The 22192-nt window shown below is 69.5% G+C and carries 17 protein-coding genes; 5 read left to right on the plus strand and 12 right to left on the minus strand.

Annotated features, from left to right (window positions below):
• Window positions 1–33: 33 nt before the first annotated feature.
• The 4 genes from DEIMA_RS11180 to DEIMA_RS11195 all read left to right on the plus strand — a co-directional run bounded on the left by DEIMA_RS11180 (window position 34) and on the right by DEIMA_RS11195 (window position 9706).
• Complete coding sequence (locus DEIMA_RS11180) at window positions 34–1434, plus strand: FAD-dependent oxidoreductase (protein ID WP_013557366.1); 1401 nt, start codon at window positions 34–36, stop codon at window positions 1432–1434.
• Between the two features lie 179 nt (window positions 1435–1613).
• Window positions 1614–7130 (plus strand): HAMP domain-containing protein, encoded by a 5517-nt coding sequence (locus DEIMA_RS11185; protein WP_013557367.1) that lies wholly within the window; start codon window positions 1614–1616, stop codon window positions 7128–7130.
• A 120-nt stretch (window positions 7131–7250) separates the two neighbouring features.
• Complete coding sequence (locus DEIMA_RS11190; protein ID WP_280985085.1) at window positions 7251–8036, plus strand: CheR family methyltransferase; 786 nt, start codon at window positions 7251–7253, stop codon at window positions 8034–8036.
• Complete coding sequence (locus tag DEIMA_RS11195) at window positions 8033–9706, plus strand: sensor histidine kinase (protein WP_013557369.1); 1674 nt, start codon at window positions 8033–8035, stop codon at window positions 9704–9706. Before DEIMA_RS11190 ends, DEIMA_RS11195 begins: the two co-directional genes overlap by 4 nt.
• A 54-nt stretch (window positions 9707–9760) precedes the next feature.
• Here the strand turns inward: DEIMA_RS11195 and DEIMA_RS18285 are convergent, their stop codons facing one another.
• From DEIMA_RS18285 to DEIMA_RS11245, 11 genes are all read right to left on the minus strand, one after another.
• Window positions 9761–9931, minus strand: coding sequence for a hypothetical protein (locus DEIMA_RS18285; protein ID WP_013557370.1), 171 nt, complete (start codon window positions 9929–9931; stop codon window positions 9761–9763).
• Window positions 9932–9985: 54 nt separating this feature from the next.
• Window positions 9986–11137, minus strand: a complete 1152-nt coding sequence (locus tag DEIMA_RS11200; protein WP_013557371.1) for an aminotransferase class V-fold PLP-dependent enzyme — start codon at window positions 11135–11137, stop codon at window positions 9986–9988.
• A 64-nt stretch (window positions 11138–11201) separates the two neighbouring features.
• Window positions 11202–11795, minus strand: coding sequence for a LiaF domain-containing protein (locus DEIMA_RS11205; RefSeq protein ID WP_013557372.1), 594 nt, complete (start codon window positions 11793–11795; stop codon window positions 11202–11204).
• Window positions 11796–11946: 151 nt separating this feature from the next.
• Complete coding sequence (gene serA, locus DEIMA_RS11210; RefSeq protein WP_013557373.1) at window positions 11947–13563, minus strand: phosphoglycerate dehydrogenase; 1617 nt, start codon at window positions 13561–13563, stop codon at window positions 11947–11949.
• A 171-nt stretch (window positions 13564–13734) separates the two neighbouring features.
• The gene (locus tag DEIMA_RS11215) at window positions 13735–16755 is read right to left on the minus strand and encodes a PAS domain S-box protein (protein ID WP_013557374.1); all 3021 of its coding nucleotides are present in this window, start codon (window positions 16753–16755) and stop codon (window positions 13735–13737) included.
• Window positions 16756–16770: 15 nt separating this feature from the next.
• Window positions 16771–17418: a leucyl/phenylalanyl-tRNA--protein transferase gene (gene aat, locus DEIMA_RS11220; RefSeq protein ID WP_013557375.1), complete on the minus strand. Its 648-nt coding sequence runs from the start codon at window positions 17416–17418 to the stop codon at window positions 16771–16773.
• 1 nt (window position 17419) lies between these two features.
• On the minus strand, window positions 17420–18511 hold the full coding sequence (locus DEIMA_RS11225) for a M23 family metallopeptidase (protein WP_013557376.1): 1092 nt from the start codon (window positions 18509–18511) through the stop codon (window positions 17420–17422).
• Window positions 18512–18578: 67 nt separating this feature from the next.
• Window positions 18579–19025, minus strand: a complete 447-nt coding sequence (gene dtd / locus DEIMA_RS11230; protein WP_013557377.1) for a D-aminoacyl-tRNA deacylase — start codon at window positions 19023–19025, stop codon at window positions 18579–18581.
• Window positions 19025–19285 (minus strand): DUF1844 domain-containing protein, encoded by a 261-nt coding sequence (locus DEIMA_RS11235; protein WP_013557378.1) that lies wholly within the window; start codon window positions 19283–19285, stop codon window positions 19025–19027. Before DEIMA_RS11235 ends, dtd begins: the two co-directional genes overlap by 1 nt.
• 39 nt (window positions 19286–19324) lie before the next feature.
• Complete coding sequence (locus DEIMA_RS11240) at window positions 19325–19975, minus strand: uracil-DNA glycosylase (protein WP_013557379.1); 651 nt, start codon at window positions 19973–19975, stop codon at window positions 19325–19327.
• Window positions 19972–20352 (minus strand): hypothetical protein, encoded by a 381-nt coding sequence (locus DEIMA_RS11245; RefSeq protein WP_013557380.1) that lies wholly within the window; start codon window positions 20350–20352, stop codon window positions 19972–19974. The genes DEIMA_RS11240 and DEIMA_RS11245 overlap by 4 nt, the downstream gene beginning before the upstream one ends.
• Before the next feature lie 355 nt (window positions 20353–20707).
• On the opposite strand from DEIMA_RS11245, the gene DEIMA_RS11250 reads away from it, so the two are divergent.
• Window positions 20708–21328 carry a LysM peptidoglycan-binding domain-containing C40 family peptidase gene (locus DEIMA_RS11250; RefSeq protein ID WP_013557381.1) on the plus strand — a complete coding sequence of 207 codons (621 nt, stop codon included), beginning with the start codon at window positions 20708–20710 and terminating at the stop codon, window positions 21326–21328.
• 124 nt (window positions 21329–21452) lie between these two features.
• On the opposite strand, the gene DEIMA_RS11255 is transcribed toward DEIMA_RS11250, so the two are convergent.
• Window positions 21453–22109 (minus strand): outer membrane lipoprotein carrier protein LolA, encoded by a 657-nt coding sequence (locus DEIMA_RS11255; protein WP_013557382.1) that lies wholly within the window; start codon window positions 22107–22109, stop codon window positions 21453–21455.
• Between the last annotated feature and the right edge of the window lie 83 nt (window positions 22110–22192).

Raw genomic sequence — 22192 nt, forward strand, 5'->3', positions numbered from 1 at the left:
CGGCGCTGCTGTGGGCACCTTATATCGCCCTTCATGAGGGTGAGCGCACTGGCGGGCGCGTGCTACGACGGGGGTATGCGGATGGTGGTGGTGGGGGGCGTCGCGGCGGGCATGAGCGCCGCGAGCCGCGCGCGCCGCGCGAACCCGGACGCGGAGATCGTGGTGTTCGAACGGGGCGCGTGGGTGAGCTATGGCGCGTGCGGCCTGCCGTACGCCCTCGCGCAGGACAAGCCGGACTGGGACGTGCTGGTGGCGCGCACTCCGCAGCAGCTGCGCGGGCGGGGCCTGCACGTGCAGCTGGAGCACGAGGTGACGGGCGTGGACGCGCGCGCGCGGACCGTCACGGTGCGCGGGCCGGGTGGGTCGAGGACCGAGCCGTACGACGAACTGCTGATCGCCACGGGCGTGTCCGCCGTGCAGCCGGCGTGGAGCGTGCCCGGACTGGCGGGCGTGCATACGCTGCGGACCATGGCGGACGCGCAGGCGCTCGACGCGAGCGTGCGCGGCGCGCGGCGCGTGGCGATCATCGGGGGCGGGTACATCGGGCTGGAGCTGGCGGAGGCGCTGCGGGCGCGCGGCCTGAGCGTGGCGCTGCTGGAAGCGCAGGAGGACGTGGCCGGGCGCGCCCTGGACCCGGAGGTGGCCGCCCCGGTGCGCGCGGAGGTGGAGCGCGGCGGCGTGGACGTGCGCACGGGCGTGACGGTGGAGGGCCTGGGCGCGCGCGCGGGGCGCGTGACAGGCGTGCACACGAGCGCCGGGTTCGTACGCACGGACGTGGTGGTGGTGGCCGTGGGTGTGCGCGCCAACGCGGAGCTGGCGCGCGCGGCGGGGGCGCGCCTGGGGCGGTCCGGGGCGGTGCGCGTGGACGTGGCGTGCCGGACGGCGGTGCCGGGCGTGTGGGCGGCGGGGGACGTGTGCGAGGTGCGGCACCGGGTGTCGCGGCGGTTCGTGCATGTGCCGCTGGGCCTCACGGCGAACCGCATGGGGCGCGTGGCGGGTGTGAACATGACGGGCGGCGCGGCGCGCTTCCCGGGAATTGTGGGCACGGGGATCTTCAAGGTGTTCGGGCTGGGCGTGGCGCGCACGGGGTTGACGCTCGCAGAGGCGCGGGCTGTGGGGCTCGACGCCGTGGCGGTGGACAGTGCGCTGGCGGACCGGCCCGGGTACTACCCGGGGCACGCGCCATTGCACGTGCGCCTGGTGGCGGAGCGTGCGTCGGGGCGGTTGCTGGGCGGGCAGCTGGTGGGGCAGCCGGACGCGGTGAAGCGGGTGGACGTGCTGGCGGCCACGCTGCACGCCCGGGGGACCGTGCATGACCTGGAGGCGTATGACCTGGCGTACGCGCCGCCGTTCAGCACAGTATGGGACGCCCTGCTGGTGGCGGCGGGCCGGACAGCGCGCGCGCTGGGCAGGCCCCCCCCGGATGACGGCTGAGGGTACAAATGAATTGTGTCTTTTTTCCTATGAATCAGGTTCGGGAGTTTCGCATGAGAGAACCTGGATTTTAAGTTCATCTTTGGTTCATTTCACGTGTATGAGGGCTTACGGTTCCATATTCTTTGGGGCAGTGTCGGCAACGTAATTTCCCTGCGCCTGCTGGCTCCCCCACCCTTATGACTGACATCTCCCCCACCGCACAGCCGCTCGATGAACACCTCCTTCTCGCCGCGCTGAACGCCTATAAGAAAGGCGACTTCACCGCGCGTCTGCCCGTCACCTGGACGGGCGTCGCCGGCAAGATCGCCGACGCCTTCAACGAGGTGCTGGAAAACAGCGAACGCATCGCCGCGGACGTCGCCCGCGTGGGCCGCATCGTCGGCAAGGAAGGCAAGGTCACGCAGCGCGTCCCACTTGGCCCCACCACGGGCTCCTGGGTGCAGCTGATCGAGGGCATGAACGAGCTGATCGACGACCTCGTGTGGCCCACCAGCGAAATGACCCGCGTCATCACCGCCGTCGCGAACGGCGACCTGTCGCAGACCATGGCGGTCGAGACGAACGGGCAGCCTATTCAGGGGCAGTTCCTGCAGACGGCGCGCACCGTGAACACCATGGTGGACCAGCTGAACAGCTTCGCGGGCGAAGTGACGCGCGTGGCGCGCGAGGTGGGCACCGAAGGCAAACTCGGCGGGCAGGCCGAGGTGAAGGGCGTCGGCGGCACCTGGAAGGACCTCACCGACAACGTGAACTACATGGCGTCCAACCTGACCAACCAGGTGCGCAACATCGCGGAGGTCACGACGGCGGTGGCGAACGGCGACCTCAGCAAGAAAATCACCGTCGATGCGCGCGGTGAGATTCTGGACCTGAAGAACACCGTGAACACCATGGTGGACCAGCTGAACAGCTTCGCGGGCGAAGTGACCCGCGTCGCTCGCGAGGTGGGCACTGAAGGCAAACTCGGCGGGCAGGCCGAGGTGAAGGGCATCGGCGGGACGTGGAAGGACCTGACGGACAACGTGAACTTCATGGCGTCCAACCTGACCAACCAGGTGCGCAACATCGCCTTCGTCACCACCGCCGTCGCCAACGGCGACCTCAGCAAGAAAATCACCGTTGACGTGCGCGGCGAGCTGCTCGAACTCAAGAACACCATCAACACCATGGTCGACCAGCTCAACGCTTTCGCCAGCGAAGTCACCCGCGTCGCCCGCGAGGTGGGCACCGAAGGCAAACTCGGCGGGCAGGCGAACGTCCCCGGCGTCGGCGGCACCTGGAAGGACCTCACCGACAACGTCAACAGCATGGCCGGCAACCTCACCGGTCAGGTGCGCGGCATCGCCCGCGTCGTCACCGCCGTCGCGAACGGCGACCTCAAGAAGACCCTTACCCTCGAAGCGAAAGGTGAGATCGCCGAACTCGCCGAGACGATCAACAGCATGATCGACACCCTCGCCACCTTCGCCGAGCAGGTCACCGGCGTGGCCCGCGAGGTGGGCGTCGAAGGCAAACTCGGCGGGCAGGCCAGCGTCCCCGGCGCCAGCGGCACCTGGAAGGACCTCACCGACAACGTGAACTTCATGGCGGGGAACCTGACGGATCAGGTGCGCAACATCGCCTTCGTCACGACGGCGGTGGCGAACGGCGACCTCAGCAAGAAAATCACTGCGGACGCCAAGGGCGAGATCCTCGAACTGAAGAACACCATCAACACCATGGTGGACCAGCTCAACGCCTTCGCGGGCGAAGTGACGCGCGTGGCGCGCGAGGTGGGCACCGAAGGCAAACTCGGCGGGCAGGCTGAGGTGAAGGGCGTCGGCGGCACCTGGAAGGACCTCACCGACAACGTGAACTTCATGGCGTCCAACCTGACGGATCAGGTGCGCAACATCGCCTTCGTCACGACGGCGGTGGCGAACGGCGACCTCAGCAAGAAAATCACCGCGGACGCCAAGGGCGAGATCCTCGAACTGAAGAACACCATCAACACCATGGTGGACCAGCTGAACAGCTTCGCGGGCGAAGTGACCCGCGTCGCTCGCGAGGTGGGCACCGAGGGTCGCCTGGGTGGCCAGGCGGACGTCCGCGGGGTGGGCGGGACGTGGAAGGACCTGACGGACAACGTGAACTTCATGGCGTCCAACCTGACCAACCAGGTGCGCAACATCGCCTTCGTCACCACCGCCGTCGCCAACGGCGACCTCAGCAAGAAAATCACCGTTGACGTGCGCGGCGAGCTGCTCGAACTCAAGAACACCATCAACACCATGGTCGACCAGCTCAACGCTTTCGCCAGCGAAGTCACCCGCGTCGCCCGCGAGGTGGGCACCGAAGGCAAACTCGGCGGGCAGGCGAACGTCCCCGGCGTCGGCGGCACCTGGAAGGACCTCACCGACAACGTCAACAGCATGGCCGGCAACCTCACCGGTCAGGTGCGCGGCATCGCCCGCGTCGTCACCGCCGTCGCGAACGGCGACCTCAAGAAGACCCTTACCCTCGAAGCGAAAGGTGAGATCGCCGAACTCGCCGAGACGATCAACAGCATGATCGACACCCTCGCCACCTTCGCCGAGCAGGTCACCGGCGTGGCCCGCGAGGTGGGCGTCGAAGGCAAACTCGGCGGGCAGGCCAGCGTCCCCGGCGCCAGCGGCACCTGGAAGGACCTCACCGACAACGTGAACCAGCTCGCCGCGAACCTCACGACGCAGGTGCGCGCCATCGCGGAAGTCGCCACGGCCGTGACCGCCGGGGACCTGACGCGCTCCATCAACCTCGACGCCCGCGGGGAACTGGACGCGCTGAAGGACAACATCAACGCGATGATCCACAACCTGCGCGACACCACCGAGAAGAACAACGAGCAGGACTGGCTCAAGACCAACCTCGCGAAGTTCACGCGGATGCTGCAGGGCCAGCGTGACCTGCTCACGGTCAGCCGCCTGATCCTCAGCGAGCTCGCGCCACTCGTGCGCGCGAACCACGGCGTGTTCTACACCATGGACGAAGAAGCGAACGTGCCCACCCTGCAGCTGCAGGCGAGCTACGCGTACCGCGAACGCAAGGGCCTCGCGAACCGCTTCCGCCTGGGCGAGGGCCTCGTCGGACAATGCGCGCTGGAGCAGGAACCCATCGTGCTCACGCACGTGCCGCACGACTACGTGCAGATCAACAGCGGCCTCGGCGCGGCCACGCCCAGCAACATCGTCGTGCTGCCCGTCGTGTTCGAGGGCGAAACCAAGGCCGTGATCGAGCTCGCGTCGTTCGAGATGTTCAGCGCCACGCACCTCGCGTTCCTCGAGCAGCTCACGGAATCCATCGGCATCGTGCTGAACACCATCCAGGCGACCATGCGCACCGAGACGCTGCTCACGCAGTCGCAGGGCATGGCGCAGGAACTGCAGAGCCAGCAGGAAGAACTGCGCCAGACCAACGAGGAACTCGAGGAGAAGGCGCGGCTGCTCGCCGACCAGAACCGCGAGGTGGAGCACAAGAACCGCGAGGTCGAAACGGCCCGCCAGGCGCTCGAGGAGAAGGCCGCGCAGCTGGCCCTCACCAGCAAGTACAAGAGCGAGTTCCTCGCGAACATGAGCCACGAGCTGCGCACGCCGCTCAACAGCCTGCTGCTGCTCGCGAACCAACTGCGCGACAACCCCGAGCGGAACCTCAGCGAGCAGCAGGTGGCGTACGCGCGCACGATCTTCGCGTCCGGCAACGACCTGCTGAACCTCATCAACGACATCCTCGACCTGAGCAAGATCGAGTCCGGCACCGTCACGGCGGACACCGCTGACGTGCCGCTGCGCGCCGTGCGTGAGTCCGTGGAGTCCACGTTCACGCACATGGCGGCGGACAAGGGCGTGGCGTTCGCGCTGGACTTCGACGCGCGCCTGCCCGGCAGTCTGGTCTCGGACGAGAAGCGCCTGCTGCAGATCCTCAAGAACCTCCTCTCGAACGCGTTCAAGTTCACGGAGCGCGGCGAGGTGCGCCTCACGGTCACGCCCGCCACGAGCGGCTGGAGCAGCGACCACCCGGCCCTGAGCCGCGCGCCGGGCGTCATCGCGTTCCGCGTGTCCGACACCGGCATCGGCATCGCGCCGGACAAGCAGCGCGTCATCTTCGAGGCGTTCCAGCAGGCGGACGGCACGACCAGCCGCAAGTACGGCGGCACCGGCCTGGGCCTCGCCATCAGCCGCGAACTGGCGCGCATCCTCGGCGGGGAAATCACCCTGCAGAGCACGCCCGGCACCGGCAGCACCTTCACGCTGTACCTCCCCACGAACGGCTACACCGAAACGCCCGCACCGTCCGGGTCGGGCAGCCGCGTACTGCCGGGCGCGCTGCCCACGGCGGCTACCCTCAGCCCGGCCAGCGGCGCGCCGAGCGCCCTGGCGACGCGCCCGGAGCCGCGCAAGGCCGCCCCGGACGTGCAGGCGGACCTGAGTCCCGCGTCGGCGCCCACCCCGGTGGCGGACGCCACGCCGATCTTGTCGGATGACCGCGCGTCCATCCAGCCGGGGGACCGCACGGTCCTGATCGTCGAGGACGACGCGACGTTCGCGGGCATCCTGCTGGACCTCGCGCACGAGCGCGGCTTCATGGCGCTCATCGCGTCGCGCGGGGAGCAGGCCATCACGCTCGCGCAGACGTACCGCCCGTCCGCGATCACGCTGGACCTCAGCCTGCCGGACACCAGCGGCTGGGCGGTCCTCGACCACCTCAAGCACGACCCGGTCACGCGGCATATCCCCGTGCACATCATCAGCGGCGAGGAGGCGACGCTGCTGGGCCGCAAGCTCGGCGCGCTCGACCACGTCACCAAGAGCGGTGACCGCGCGGCGCTGCACCAGGCGTTCGAGAACCTCGAGTCGTTCATCGCGCGGCGCGTCAAGAACCTCCTCGTCGTCGAGGACGACCTGACGCAGCGTGAAAACATCGTGGACCTCATCGGGAACGGCGACGTGAAAACCACCGCCGTGAGCAGCGGCGCCGAGGCGCTCGGCGCCCTGGCGACCACCGCGTTCGACTGCATCGTGCTGGACCTGAAGCTGCCCGACATGAGCGGCTTCGACCTGATCACGACGCTGCAGAAGAACCCGGCGTTCCGCGCCATCCCGATCATCGTGTACACCGCGCAGGACCTCACGCGGCAGCAGGAGACGCAGCTGCGCAAGGCCGCGAAAAGCATCATCCTCAAGGACGTCCGCTCGCCGGAACGCCTGCTGGACGAGGTGACGCTGTTCCTGCACCGCGTCGAGGCGAACCTGCCCGAAGCGAAACGGCAGATTCTGGAAGGCGCGCGCCAGCAGGACCCGATGCTGCGCGGCAAACGCGTGCTCGTCGTGGACGATGACATCCGCAACATCTTCGCGCTCACGGCGGTGCTGGAGCGCCACCACATGACGGTGTTCACCGCCGAGAACGGCCGCGACGCCATCAACATGCTGGAAAGCACGCCGGACATCGACGTGATCCTGATGGACGTCATGATGCCCGAACTCGACGGGTACGAAACGACCCGCCTGATCCGCCAGAACCGCAAGTTCAAGAACCTGCCGATCATCTCGCTGACCGCCAAGGCCATGCCCGGCGACCGCGAGAAGTCCATCGCGTCGGGCGCGAGCGACTACATCAGCAAACCCGTGCACAGCGAGAAGCTGCTGTCCCTGCTGCGCGTGTGGCTGTACCGATGAACACGCCCGGCGCGCGCCCCGCCCCGCTAGTGGCGGGCGCGCCCGGACAGGCCCCCCGGAGAACGACGTGATGAGCGCCCCGCCCCCCCCGACACCCTCGAGGACATCGAAATCGCGCTGCTGCTCGAAGGTGTGTACCGCCGGTACGGCCATGACTTCCGCGCGTACGCGCCCGCCACCATCCGGCGGCGCGTCCTGCACTGCCGGCACGCCGAAGGGCTCGAAACGGTCAGCGCCCTGCAGGAGCGCGTGCTGCGCGACCCACAGGCGATGAACCGCCTGATCGAGTGCCTGAGCATCAACGTCACCGAGATGTTCCGCGACCCCACCTTCTTCCGGGCGTTGCGGGAGCAGGTGATTCCGGTGCTGCGCACGCACCCGTTCATTCGCGTGTGGCACGCCGGCTGCGCGACCGGCGAGGAGGTGTACAGCATGGCGATCCTTCTGCACGAGGCGGGCCTGCTGGAGCGCACGCGCCTGTACGCCACGGACATGAGCGCGGCTGCGCTCGCGGCGGCCAGGAGCGGCATCTACCCGCAGGACAAGCTCAGCGCATACGCGCAGGCGTACGCGCTCTCGGGCGGCACCGGCGACTTCGGCGCGTACTTCACGCAGCAGTATGATCACGGCATCGTGCACGCCAGCCTGCGGCGCAATATCATCTGGGGACAGCATAACCTCGCCACGGACGGCTCGTTCAACGAGTTCCACCTGATTTTGTGCCGCAACGTCATGATCTACTTCAAGAAACCCCTACAGGAGCACGTGCACGCGCTGCTCACCGAAAGCCTCGTGCCGTTCGGCGTGCTGGGCCTCGGGCGGCATGAGTCGCTGGACTTCAGCGCGCACGCCGGGCGGTACTCCACCCTGAACCTCACCGAGAAGCTGTACCGGAGAATCGCGTGAGCGCCGCGAACCCCACGCCGTCCGCGAACATCCTCATCGTCGACGACCAGGACGCCAAGCGCCTCGCGCTCGCGGCGGCCCTGTCGCCGCTCGGGCAGAACATCGTGATGGCCTCGTCGGGCCGCGAGGCGCTGCGCCTGCTGCTGCAAGACGAGTACGCCGTGATTCTCCTGGACGTGCGCATGCCCGACATGGACGGATTCGAGACGGCCAGCCTGATCCGCAGCCGCAAGCAGACCGAGGGCACGCCGATCATCTTCGTGACGGCGTACGACCGGGCCGAAGCGGACATGCTGGGCGGGTACTCGCTCGGCGCGGTGGACTTCATCTTCTCGCCGGTGCAGGCGGAGGTGCTGCGCGCGAAAGTCAGCGTGTTCGTGGACCTGCATCTCAAGACGCTGATGGTGCAGGCGCACGAGCGGCGCCTGCGGGAACTGGAGGCGCAGCAGGCGCGCGCGGCGCAGGACCGGCTGCGCCGCGCGAACGAACGGGAGCGCATGCGCGCGCAGCAGGAAATGCGCAAGCTGTCGAGCGCCGTGGAGCAGGCCGCCGACCCGATCTTCATCGCGGACCGCGAGGGCGTGATCGAATACGTGAACCCGGCGTTCGAGCGCGTCACCGGGTACGCGCGCGACGAGGCCATCGGGCAGCACGCGAGCATCCTGTGGCCTGAAGGCGTGGGGCAGGTGTTCACGCAGGAGGTGTGGCCTGCGCTGCTGCGCGGCGAAACGTACCGCGGGGACGTCATGAACCGCCGCAAGGACGGTAGCTTGTACCACAAGGAGAAAACGCTCACGCCCATCAAGGACGAGCGCGGGCGGATCACGCACGTCGTGTCGACCGGCAAGGATGTCTCGGACCGCAAGCGCATCGAGGCGGAACTGGTCGCGCTGAACCTCTCGCTCGAAGCGCGCGTGGAAAGCCGCACCGCGCAGCTTGAGGACGTGAACCGCGAACTGGAGGCGTTCGCGTACAGCATCTCGCACGACCTGCGCACGCCGCTGCGGCACATCGCGAGCTTCGCGGACCTGCTGAGCCGCGACACGCAGGGCCTGCTGCCCGAGAAGGCCACGCGGCGCCTGACCATCATTCAGGAGTCCGCGAAGCGCATGGACGGCCTGATCAACGACCTGCTGGAGTTCGCCCGCACCGGCCGACAGGACCTGGTGTTCCGCGAGGTGCCGCTCGGCAGCGTCGTGCAGGAGGTCATGCAGGACGTGGAACGCGCCAATGAGGGCCGCGTGATCGAGTGGGACGTGCAGGACCTGCCAACCGTGTACGGCGACCCGGCGGCGCTACGGCAGGTGCTGATGAACCTGGTGGCGAACGCCGTGAAGTACGCGCGGGACCGCACGCCCATCCGGGTGGCCCTGTGGGGCGAGACGGGCGCGCGCGAGGACGTCGTGCACGTGCGGGACAACGGCGTGGGGTTCAACATGGCGTACGCGCACAAGCTGTTCGGGGTGTTCCAGCGGCTGCACTCGCCGGACAGCTTCGAGGGGACCGGCGTGGGCCTCGCGAACGTGAAACGCATCGTGGCGCGCCATGGCGGGCGCGTCTGGGCGGAGGGCACGGAGGGGCAGGGCGCGACGTTCAGCTTCTCGCTGCCGCGCGAGGAGACGACCGGCCCGCGCGTGCCGGTGGCGGCAACCGCGTCCAGCGAAGCCTGAACACGGCGGCGAGGAGGCACTCCCGGACCGGGGGCGCCTCCTCTGCTGCAGGGGTCAGCGGCGGCGGTCCTGCATGCCGACCAGCACCAGCGACAGCACGAACAGCACGAGGCCCACGATGATGAGGACGTCCCGCTCGAGGATCAGGCCCACGAACGTGAGCGCGAACGTCAGCACGGCGATGGCCTCGGCGGTTTTCTGGGCGGGCGCGACGGACTGGGACATCAACGGCATTGTACGGGGGGCGGCGCGTCGCCGCCACCCCGCACGGCGAGCGCGTCAGTCCTCGCCGAGCGCCTGCCACGCGGCGTGCACGGCCGCGCCCCGCTCGAAGCGCACGCCGAGGCCAGCGAAGGCGTCCTCCAGCATGCCAGCGATGCCGAGCGCGTCGTACCGGTCCGCGTACCCGAGCGTGCTGATGCGGTACACCGCGTCCTCGTGCGGCGCCTGCCCCGGCAGGGCCCGCTGCCCCATTTCCGCGAGGCGCGCCGCCACCTGCCGCCCGGTCAGGCCCGCCGGCGGTTTCAGGACCGCCACGGCCGGGGATACGCGCGCCGCCCACGGGTCGCTGCCGAGCGCGCGGCCCGCCGCGACGAGGGCGTTCACCTGCCGCCGCTTCTCGGCCCACAGGACCTCCAGCGGCACGGCGAGCAGGCGGTCCAGGGCGGTGCTGAGGGCGTAGATCAGGTTGATGGCGGGCGTCTGCGGCGTGTCGCCGTTGCGCTGCCCCTTCAGTTCCCGTTCGAGGTCGAGGTAGAAGCCCTTGCGGGTGCCGCTGATCAGGCGCGCCTGCGCCCGCTCGCCGAACAGCACGAAGCCCAGGCCGGGCGGCGTGGCGGTGCCTTTCTGGCTGCCACTCACGATCACGTCCACGCCCCACGCGGCCGGGCGGAGTTCCGCGACGCCGTAGCTGGTGATGCAGTCCGCGATGATCAGCAGGTCCGGGTTCACGGCGCGCGCGGCGCGCGCGATGGCTTCCAGGTCGTGCAGGGCGCCCGTGCTGGTTTCGCTGTGCGTGATCAGCAGGGTGTGCGCGTCGCGCGCGGCGTCCGCGACCTCACCGGCGTCGAGCAGTTCACCCCAGGGCCGCTCGACTTTGACGGTGTCGTACCCGAGGCGCTCGGCCATGTCGCCCCAGCGTTCGCTGAACTTCCCGGCGCTGGCGTTCACGACGCGCGCGCCGTCCGGCACGAGGCTCACGAGCGCACCCTCGAACGCGCCCGTGCCGCTCGTGCTGGTGATGACTGCCTCGTACGGGTCGCCGAGCAGGCGCGTGAGCTTTTCGCGCGCTTCGAGGAGTTTCGCGCGGCCCTCGGGCGCGCGGTGGTGCATCTGCGGCTGCGCGAGTTCCAGCAGGACGCGCGGTTCGACTTCCACGGGGCCGGGCGCGATCAGGCGCGCGCGGTTCAGGGGCAGGTGGTCTTCGGGCATGCGCGTACTGTACGGGCTGCGCGGCGGCGCGTGGCGCAGGTGTCCAGACGCACGCCGCCGACCCTCAGCGCAGGTCGACGTCGCCTTCGTTGACGACGATGCTGAGCTTCACGTGGTGCTTCGAGGTGGCGTAGTTCGGCGTGCGGTACGTGCCAGTCACGTTCAGGCCGTTTGCCACCTCGCGGTCCGCCACGCGAACGTGTCCGCGCGTGACACTCACCGTGGCGCTCACGCCGACAGTCGCGGGCGCGGTGATGCTCACGTTGCCCTGGCCGTTCACGATGGACGCACTCAGCGGGCCGGATGGCAGGGTGACGTGCAGGTCCCCGACCTCGTGGTTCACGCTCGCGGCGGTGAGCGTCAGGCCGCGCAGGTCGAGAGTCAGCGTGCCGGTTTCGTGGCGGACCGTGAGGGCCAGCGGGAGTTTCGGGCTGACGCCGACCGTCCAGTCGCCGACCTGATGGACGGCGCGGACGCTGGCAACGCCGTCGCGCACGCTGGGGGTGCGCGCGCCGAGCGTCGGTGAGGCGCTCGCCATGGCGCGGACGGTGAAGTCGCCGGTGCCCTGCGTGAGGGTGAGGTCCACGCTGCGGTAGGGCGTGGCAGCGCCGCCGAGAGAGGCGAACGCCAGGACGGTCATCAGGAGGGGTCGTCGCATGAACGGGTCCTTTCCGCGCCGGGGTGGCGCCGCCACCCAGCCTACCGGGGAGGGCCGGCGCCGCACAGCACTGGAATGTTGGGCGTCTCATCATGCAGGCGCGCGGGGGCGCCAGAGCAGGCTCCGGCGCCCCTGCGCGTGACGCCTAGGGTCAGACCTGCACGAGGTACGCGTTCTCGACGACGTCGAGGTCACGGATGGCCCGCAGCTGCTCGGGCGTGAGGCCGTCGTCGAGGGTGAGCGTGAACAGCGCCTGCCCGCCGCGCTCGCTGCGGCCCAGCGACATCCCCGCGATGTTGATGCCCCAGGTGCCCAGCAGGTTGCTGAGTTTCGCGACGGCGCCTGGTTTGTCCTGGTTGCTGACGATCAGGATGAACCCCTCGGGCGCGAGTTCCACGCGGTAGTCGCGCAGGCGCGTGAGGCGGGCCATGCGGCCGAACACGGTGCCGCCCACGGTGCGGCGGCGTTCCCCCTGCCGGGCGAGGACGCGCATCTCGGTGGGGTACTCCTCGGGCGCCTCGACCTCGCGCGTGACGATGCGCACGCCCCGCTCGCGCGCCAGGGCGCGCGCGTTGATGAGGTTCGGGGTGTCCTCGGTGGTGCCCGCGAGGTACCCGACGAGCGCCGCGGTGACGAGCGGGGCGGTGTCGGCGGGGAACTTGCCGTAGAACTCGATTTCCAGTTCGCTCGCGCCGGGCAGGAGCTGCGCGGTGATCTTGCCGAGCTTCTCGGCGAGGTCGAGGTAACCGCCGAGGGCGGCGCGGGTGGCGTCGTCCATGGCGGGGGCGTTCACGGCGCCGCGGCTCACGTCGCCGCGCAGCGCGGCGAGGACGCGGTCCACGATTTCCGCGCCGACGCGCTCCTGCGCTTCCACGGTGTTCGCGCCGAGGTGCGCGGTGATGCTGAGGTTCGGGGCGCTCAGGAACGGGTGGTCGGCAGCGGGCGGTTCGTCCTTGAAGACGTCCACGCCCGCGGCGAACAGGTGACCGCTGTGCAGGGCGTCCACGAGGGCGGCTTCGTCGACGATGTTGCCGCGCGCGGCGTTCACGACGATGGCGCCCGGGCGGAGCCGCGCGAGCTGCTCCGCGCCGATCATGCCGTCCGTTTCGTCGGTGAGGGGCGTGTGGACGGTCAGGAAGTCCGCGCGGTCCAGCAGGTCGTTCAGGGTGGCGGCGCGGTCCACGCCGAGCTGCGCGAACTTCTCGGCGCTGACGTACGGGTCGAACGCGACGACGTGCATGCGCAGGCCCTGCGCGCGGCTGGCGACGATGCTGCCGATGCGGCCGAGGCCGACGATGCCGAGCGTCTTGTCCTTGAGTTCGACGCCGAGGAACTTGCGGTCCCACTTGCCGCTTTTCGTGAGGGCGTCGCTGCGGGTGAGGCCGCGCGCGGCGGCCATCAGGTGCATGACGGCGAGTTCGGCGGCGGACACGTTGTTGCTTTCGGGCGCGTTCAGGATCAGCACGCCGCGGCGGCTGGCGGCGTCGAGGTCGATGTTGTCCACGCCGACGCCGCCGCGACCGACGACCTTGAGGCGCGGGCCGGCGGCGTCGAGCAGTTCGACGTCCACACGGGTGCGGCTGCGAGTGATAAGCGCGTCGAATTCCGGAAGGCGGCGCAGGATGTCCTCGCGCGGCATGTTCGGGATGTACTCGATGTCGAACCCGTCGAAGTTCAGCTCGCCGGGGTTCATTTCGTCGCAGATCAGGACGCGCAGGAGGTCCGGGCGGGTGGTGGTCGCCGGGTCGGGGTGCGGGCTCGCGGTCATGCGTCAGGGTAACGCGGCGCTCCGCGCTCTGCCACACGGCCCGCGCCACCCGCCGACGCACGCCAGGGGACCGCGAGGGCGTGCTGGCGCGGGAAAACGCGGTTCGGGCGGCGCGCGGCTTTGTCTAGGGCAGGGGACCTGAGGCACTCCCCCACCGCGCGCCGGGGCCGTTCAGGCGCGCGGCAGCGTGAAGTGGAAGGTGCTGCCCTCGCCGGGCGTGCTGGTGACCCACAGGCGTCCGCCGTGCCGCTCGATGATCTTCTTGCACACCGCGAGGCCAATGCCGGTGCCCTCGTACTGGTCGCGGGTGTGGAGCCGCTGGAAGATCTCGAAGATCCGCTCGAAGTACGCTTCCTCGATGCCGATGCCGTTGTCCTGCACCAGGAAGTGCCACATGGGCCCGTCCGGCTGCGCGCTCACGTGCAGGCGCGGCGCCACGTCCTCGCGGCGGTACTTCACGCCGTTCAGGATGAGGTTCTGCAGCACCTGGTCGAGCTGCGAGGCGTCCGCGAGCACGTCCGGCAGTGGACCGGCGGTGACCTGCGCGCCGCTGGCCTCCAGGTCGCCACTCAGACGCGCGAGGACAGCGCTGAAGATGCTGGCGCTGTGGACGCGTTCGGGTGGGCGTTGCAGCGTGTGCACGCGCGAGAAGGTCAGCAGGTCGTCCACGAGGCGTTTCATGTGCTGCCCGCCCTCGGTGATCTGCCGCAGGTACGTGAGGCCGCGCTCGTCGAGGACGTGCGCGTAGCGGCGCGCGATGATGTCCGCGAAACTCGTGACGGCGCGCGCAGGCGCCTGCAGGTCGTGGCTGGCGATGTACGCGAACTGTTCCAGTTCCCGGTTGCTGCGCCGCAGTTCCTCGTTGCTGCGCCGCAGGTCCGCTTCGGCGCTGCGGCGGGCGGTGATGTCGCGGAAGCTCAGCACGGCCCCCTCGATGTGCCCGTGTTCATTGCGGATGGGCGTGCTGGTGTAGTCGACGGGCACGGCGCTGCCGTCGCGGCGCCAGAACACCTCGTCGTCCACGTGGTGCACCTGGCCGTCCGTGAAGGCCGCGTAGATGTGGCAGGCTTCTGCCGGGTACGGCGTACCGTCCGGGCGGGTGTGGTGAATGAGTTCGTGCTGCGGCACGCCGATGAATTCCTCGGGGGTGTACCCGAGCATGCGCAGCGCGGCGGGGTTCGCGAAGGTGGTGCGGCCCTGGGTGTCCATGCCGGTGAGGCCTTCGCCCATGTTGTTCAGGATCAGTTCGTTGAAGCGCAGGGCGGCGCGCAGTTCGCGTTCGGTGCGGCGCTGTTCGGTGACGTCGTTCACGAAGCCGACCATGTGCGTGACCTGACCGTCGGGGCCGCGCATGAAGTACCCGTCGTCCTGCACTTCGCGGACGCTGCCGTCCTGCCGGACGATGCGGAACTCCAGGTGGAAGGTGTCGCTGTGCTCGATGACGCGCGCGATTTCGGTGTTGAAGGCGTCCCGGTCGTCCGGGTGGATGAGGCGTTCCGTCCAGTCGCTGAGGTTGCCGGCGAGGTCGTCGGGGGCGTAGCCGGTGATGGCGCGCACCGCGCCGCCGTACACGATCTGGTCGGTGGTGGGGTTCCAGTCGTACAGGAGGTGCCCGGAGCCGTTCACGGCGACCTCGTAGCGTTCACGCCAGCGGCTGACCTCCTGGGTGCGCTGCTCGAGGTGCGCGATGCTCTCGGCGCGTTCGAGGGCGAGGCCGAGGCTGTGCACGGCCGTTTCGAGAACGGCGCGGTCCGTGGTGGACCAACGGTGCTGGCGGAACAGGGCGATCACGAACACGCCCTGAACGCGGCCATGCACGAGCAGCGGCAGCGAGGCGGACGCGCCGATGTGCGCGACGCGCTCGCCGAGGTCGTCGGTGGTGGGATCGTAGTGGTCCTGGTAGTACCCCTGCCGGGTGCGCCACGGCGTGAGGAGGTTCCGGGTGGTCTCGAAGGGCAGGCCGGCGTTGATGGCGCGCTGCAGGTCGGCGTTGCCGAGGTCGCCGGTCTGCACGGCGGCGTGCCAGAGCTGCCTGCGCGGTTCGTAGTACACGGCGAGGCCTTCGGGGAGGAGGCCGAGGACGATTTCCTGCGCGCGGCGCACGAGGACGCTCGGGTCGGTTTCGGTGGCGAGGTCGCGGGTGAGTTCCGCGAAGCTTTCGAGTGCGCGCGTGCGCGCTTCGAGTTCGGCGGTGCGCTCGCGGACTTTGGCCTCGAGGTGTCCGCGCTGCTCTTCGAGGGTGCGCTGCGCGGCTCTGTGGGCGCGCAGGTCCTGCAGGTACCCGACGACGAGCTGCTGGCCGCGTTCCTCGTAGCGCATGAGGATCAGGCTCAGGGGGAGGCGCTCGCCGGTGCGGGTGAGCATCTCCTTTTCGTACTGGTCGGACGCGCCGTCCCGGAAGGCCTGCTGGAAGGCGCGATCGTCGGCTTCGCGGTACTCCTCGGGGGTGAGAGACGCCCAGTCGATGCGTCCCTGGTCGAAGTCGTCGCGGGTATAGCCGAGCAAGTGCAGGTACGCGTCGTTCACGAGGATCAGGCGTCCGTTGATGTCCCCGGCGGCAATGCCCACGGGGCTGGCTTCCACGAGGCGCCGGAAGCGGGTTTCGCTGGACTGCAGTTCGCGTTCGGTGGCGCGGCGCATTTCGAGTTCGGTGGTGAGTTCGTTCAGGAGGCGCGCGCGGCCGAGCGCGAGGGCGCACTGGGCGGCGAGGGTGCGCAGGAAGCGCCGCTCCTCGGCGGTGAAGTCGTGCGGTTCCTTGAAGTCGAGGACCAGCACGCCGAGGGGACGCTCGTCGAGGAACATCGGCAGCACGCTCGTGGCGACGGGCGCGACGCTGCCGGTGCGGGCTTCCAGTTCGGGGTAGTCGTGCAGCAGGGCGTCGCGGTGCTCGTAGAACAGGGCGTGGCGGTGCAGGAGGGCGTCGCCGGCGGGGATGTTCACCTGCACCGGGCCGTCCTGCCAGATGGTCTGGGCGTCCTGGGGGTAGCCCTGGCGCGCGGCCATGCTGAGGGTGTCCCCGGCGTCGTTCACGAGCAGCACGGCGCCGGCGATGGCGTTCAGGGCGTCGAGGGCCGGGTGCAGGACCACGCGGTACACGTCGTCGGCAGTGCGCGCGGCGGCGAGCGCCTCGGTGACGTCTTGCAGGCGTTCGCTGAGGGCAGGCGGCGCGTCCGCGACGGACTGTTCGGGCATGGGATCAGGATAATGTCACGCGGGGGGCGTGTGGGGGGCGAACGGCCACGATTGAGGCGGTTCGGGGGCGCGCAGCGTCGCGTCGCGCGTGAGGGCGTCCTGCAGGGTCTGCTGGTAGGTGTCGCTGCTGATTTCGGTCGTGCCGAAACGGGCGAGATGCGGGTTCTGGATCTGCGCGTCGAGCAGCGTGAAGCCGCCGCCGTGCAGGGCGCGGGCGAGGTGCACGAGCGCGACCTTGCTGGCGTGCGTGACGGCGTGGAACATCGTCTCGCCGATGAACGCGCCGCCGAGGGCGAGGCCCAGGACGCCGCCGGCGAGGCGGCCGTCCTGCCACGTCTCGAAGCTGCGCGCGAGGCCGGTGCCGTGCAGGTGGCGGTAGATGTCGGCGAGTTCGTCGCTGATCCAGGTTTCCTCGCGGGCGCGGCAGCCGTCGAGGACGCCGTCGAAATCGCGGTCCACGTGCACGTCGAAGCGGGTCAGGTGGCGGCGCAGGCTGCGGGGGACGTGCAGGGCGTCGCCGAGCGGTACCAGGGCGCGTTCGGGGGTGGTGTACCACTGCAGGCCGTCGCCGTTGTCCATCAGGAACGCGCCGGTGGCGTAGCCGCGGGCGATCTCGCGCGTGAGGGGGTCGGGGTGGTGCAGGAAGGGGTGCGCGGTGGGCATGTCAGGGGAGCAGGCGGTTGTACCAGTCACGGGCGTCGGTGGCTTCGCCGCGCACGCGCAGTTCGAGGTGCAAGTGCGGGCCGTTGGACAGGCCGGTGGTGCCGACCAGGCCGATCTGCTGCCCGCGCGTGACCTTCTGGCCGACCTTCACGAGGAGTTTGCTCTGGTGGAAGTACAGGCTGGTGACGCCCGCGCCGTGGTCGATGACGACGAGGCCGCCGCGCACCGGGTACGTGCCGGCGAGGACGACGGTACCGTCGTTTACGGCGGTGACGGGCGTGCCGGTCCGGGCGGGGTAGTCGAGGCCGTAGTGGTACAGGACGGGACCGCCCGCGACGTACGTGCGCGGCTGCCCGAAGCTGCTGGCAACGGCGCTGGTGCGCAGGGCCGGCTGGAACGGCCGGGTCCATGCCTGCGGGGTGCGGCGTTCGTAGGCTTTGTTGACGGCGGCGTCCTCGGCGGCCTTGCCGGGGTCGGTGAGTTTCTTGCTGATGTTGGGCGGCAGGTTGAGGTTCTGGACGCGCTGCGAGAGGCCCGTGACGGGGATGCTGCCGCGCAGGGTGGCGTCGCCGACCTTGATTTCGTAGGTGACGGGGGTGGTCTTGCCGAGCACGACGCGCCCGAGGACGCTGTACTCGCCAGCGGCGCCGAACGGCGTGAGGGCCTCGTTGGGGGCGCGGACGTCCTCGCCGACCTCGCTGGGGAAGCGGACGGTGGCGCGCGCGGCGTCCGTGCCGCTCAGACGCACAGTGAAGGCCTCGCCGGCGCGCAGGCTGGTGGGCGTGCGGACGGTGACGCCGCCGACGCGCTGCGTGGCGATGGGCGCGGCGGGCGTGCGGGGGGGCGTGGACGCGGGGGCGCCGGGGGGGCGGCCCGGAGCGCCCGGGGCGGCAGCGTCGGGCAGCTTGAGGGTCTGCCCGACGCTGATAGTGTCCCCGGGCAGGTCGTTGGCGGCGCGCAGCGCGTCGACGCTGACGCCGGCGCGCGTGGCGATGCGGTAGAGCGTGTCGCCGGGCTGAACGGTGTACGTGCCGGCCGCGGCGGCGACGGTGAGGGCGCCGAGCAGCGCAGCGACGGCGAGGGGGCGTTTCATGGCGCGCAGCATACCGGGCGCGCATGAAAAACGTGCCGGGCGTTCGCCCGGCCGTGGGGCTGAGCCGTCAGGGCGCGTCGGTGTCGAGGAGGAGCGTGACGGGGCCGTCGTTGACGAGGCTGACCTGCATGTCCGCGCCGAACTCGCCTTCTTCGACGGTGAGGCCGTGCGCGCGCAGGGCCCCGTTGAAGTGCGCGTACAGCGCGCGGGCGTGATCGGGCGCGGCGGCGCCCGTGAAGCTGGGGCGGTTGCCGCGGCGCGTGTCGGCGTACAGCGTGAACTGGCTGACGCTGAGGATGGCGCCGCCGGCGTCGTGGACGTTGAGGTTCATCTTGCCGGCGTCGTCGCTGAACACGCGCAGCTTGGTGATTTTCGCGGCGAGGGTGTCGGCGTGCGCGGGCGTGTCGCCGGGGGCGACGCCGAGCAGGATCAGGAAGCCACGGTCGATCTGGCCGGTGACGCGCTCACCGACGGTGACGCGGGCGCCGCTGACGCGTTGCAGGACGGCGCGCATCAGTTGCCGAGGCGGGTGCGGAGCGCGTGGATGGCGTTCGTGAGGACGTCGGCCTCGTCGAAGGTGAGGTTGCCGCGGGTTTTCTCGGCGAGGGTGACGAGGAGGTTCAGGCTGCGCTGTGCGACCTGGCGGGCGCGTTCGTCGCTGACGCCGAGGCCGTCGCGGCGGGCGAGGGCGCTGGCGGCGTTCAGGTCGCCGAGGGCCGCTTCGGCGGAGGCCTGCAGGCTCTGGACGAGTCCCATGAATTCAGGGCTGGACATGCGCGCAGGATAACGCCTGCTGCGCAGGTCCGGGGGCGTTCAGAGCAGGCGGGTCTGGGCGGCGTCGGGCGGGCGCTCGTTGGCGTCCGGGGTGGGCGCGCCGTCAAGGGCGGCTTTCACGGCCTGGATGTCACGCCACGTGAGGCTTTTGGGGCCGCCGGGCGCGCGGGTGTCGTTGCGGAGCAGGTAGGCGGGGTGGAACATCGGCAGGAGCGGCGCGGTCCACAGGCGCTCCGCCTGCGCGTAGGTGTACCACTGACCGCGCGTGCGGGTGATGCCGGTGCGGGTGCCGAGCATGTACTGCGTGGGGACGTTGCCGAGCGTGACGATGACGCGGGGGCGCAGCAGCGCGAGCTGCCCGCTGAGCCACAGGCGGGTGCACACCTCGATTTCGTCGGGTTCGGGCGTGCGGTTGGCTGGTGGTCGGCATTTGACGATGTTGCTGATGTAGGCGTCGTCGCGGGTGAGGCCGACGGCGCCGAGGATCTTGTCGAGCAGTTGGCCGGCGCGGCCCACGAAGGGGCGGCCGAGGCGGTCCTCGTCGCCGCCGGGGCCTTCGCCGAGGATCAGCAGGGGCGCGTCGGGGTTGCCGTCGGCGACGACGACCTGGGTGCAGGTGGCGCGCAGGCGGCAGGCGGTGCAGCCCCGGGCGGTGGCTTCGAGGTCGGCGATGGCGCGGCGGCGGGTCATTCCGTGGCGGCGGGACTCCCGAGTTTGCTGCGGGCGCTGCGGGCTTCGCGGCGGACCTTGGGGTCGAGGCCGACCATCAGGAAGAAGTTCTCGAGGGCGTTTTCGCGGCCTTTGATGTCCGGGTGCTCGTGTTCGGGCGTGCCGGTGACGAAGGGCAAGGCCTTGTAGAGCGTGATGGCGTGCGTGATGACTTCGTCGGGCGCGGCGGTTTCGGCGAGCGTGCCGAGTTCGGTGTAAACGGCGCGGCGTTGTTCGGCATGGGTGAGGAACGCATCGGGGTGGGGCGTTTCGGACGCGCGCAGCATGTCCTGGCGGGCGATGCGGCGGTAGTGTTTGAGGCCTTGCAGGATCTGTTCGGTGGTCAGCAGTTCCTTCATGCGGGTGTCCTCTCGCTGGGGGTGTGGGCGCGCAGCCTTGGCGGCAGTATACCCGGGCGGTCTGCGTGTATACCTGGGAGCCTTCGGCTGACGCGAGCCTGATTTGTGAAGAACCCGTACTATGAATGAATGTCATTTTTATGAGAGAACGTAAACAAACGTTAATCCAAAAAAGAGCGTTCTGGAGGGTGTTTTCCCCTTTTGACCCCGCTCTACCCGCCGTGATAAGCATGAGAGGTCACGTTCCTGAAACGTTCCGGAAGCGCGCATAAACAGCGTATTGGTGCATAAATTTCGTGGCTTTGACCATCAATTAAGGCCGAATAAATTAAGCCATGTTAAACTTCCTGTGTCGATGAAAACGTTCCGTGCTTTGATCCTCGCGGTCGCCGCTGTCTCCAGCGCTGCTCACGCCGCCTCCACCTACACCGTCAAACCCGGCGACACGCTGTATAAAGTCGCGCAGGTCAACAAAATGGACCCCGTCGCCCTGATGAAGCTCAACGGCCTGAACAGCACCACCATCCAGGTCGGCCAGAAGCTCAAGGTCAGCGGCGCCACCGCCACCGCCAGCGCCCCCCAGGCCGCGGCCAAACCGGCCCCCGCGAACGGCAACGCCGTCATCCGCACCGCCGCCAGCCGCTACCTCAACATCCGTTACGTCCTGGGCGGCACCAGCGCCCGCGGCATCGACTGCAGCGGCTACACGCAGGCCGTCTTCAAACAGCTCGGTGTGAACCTCCCCCGCACCGCCCGCAGCCAGTTCGGCGTGGGCCGCTCCGTGCCCCGCGGCGACCTGCGCAGCGGCGACCTCGTGTTCTTCAACACCACCGGCGCCGGCGTCTCGCACGTGGGCATCTACCTCGGCAACGGCGAATTCGCGAACGCCAACAGCTACCAGGGCCGCACCATCATCGAGAAGATGAACAGCACCTACTGGGCCACCCGCTACGTCGGCGCCCGCCGCGTCCTGTAACCGGCGTTCACCGCATCGACACGGAACGCCCGCGCCCACCGAGCAGTCGGTGGGCGCGCATCATTGACACACCAAGGAGGGCCACCCGGTTTCAGGTGGCCCTCCTTGGTGTCGGCGCTCCGCCTCAGCGGCGGATGACCTGCGCGTCCTTCGGCAACGAGCGCAGCGCCGTCACCGTCAGGCCCGCGTTCACCTTGTAGTTCGTGACGTTCAGGTCCGCGACGACCTTCCCGCCTGTGCTCAGCACCTGCACACGCGTGGGGCGCCACCCGGCGTCCGTGATCCACACACGCGTCCGGTCGCCCGCGCCGCCCATGCTCGCCTCGAGCTGGTAGAGCTTCGCACCGCCCGACGAGGTCGTGCCGACCAGTTTCACGTCGTAGTTGCGCAGCAGCGCCGCCGTGTTCGTCAGCTGCGTGAAGTCCACGCCGCCCAGGCCCGCCTGCCCCGCCGCCTTGTTCAGCGGCGTCTCGGTGATCTGGTTCGTGAGGTACAGATAGTTGCGGACCGTCTGCTTGTCCGCGACGATCACGTTGTCCGCGAGGCTGTCCGGGGCGTTGAAGGTCACGCGGGCCAGCGACTGCGCCGGAATGGCCTTCACGTCAAAGTCGATCTTCTGGCTGCTGCTTTCCACGTTCGCGGTGCCGCTCACCTTGAAGCTGACGTCACGCGCGTTCTTCTGCGCGGCGTCCACGCGGCTGATGATGTCCTTGGCCGTTTGTGCACTCGCGAGGCTGCCGCAGGCCGCCACCGCAAGCGTGAGAGTCAGGGTTCTCTTCATGCCTCGCAGTATCGAGTGACCCCGCATGAGAAGGACCGCGCGCGCCTGACCGGGTTTTCACGCGCCGTGACGACGCACACGAT

The organism is Deinococcus maricopensis DSM 21211, from assembly GCF_000186385.1.
Classification (GTDB): domain Bacteria; phylum Deinococcota; class Deinococci; order Deinococcales; family Deinococcaceae; genus Deinococcus_B; species Deinococcus_B maricopensis.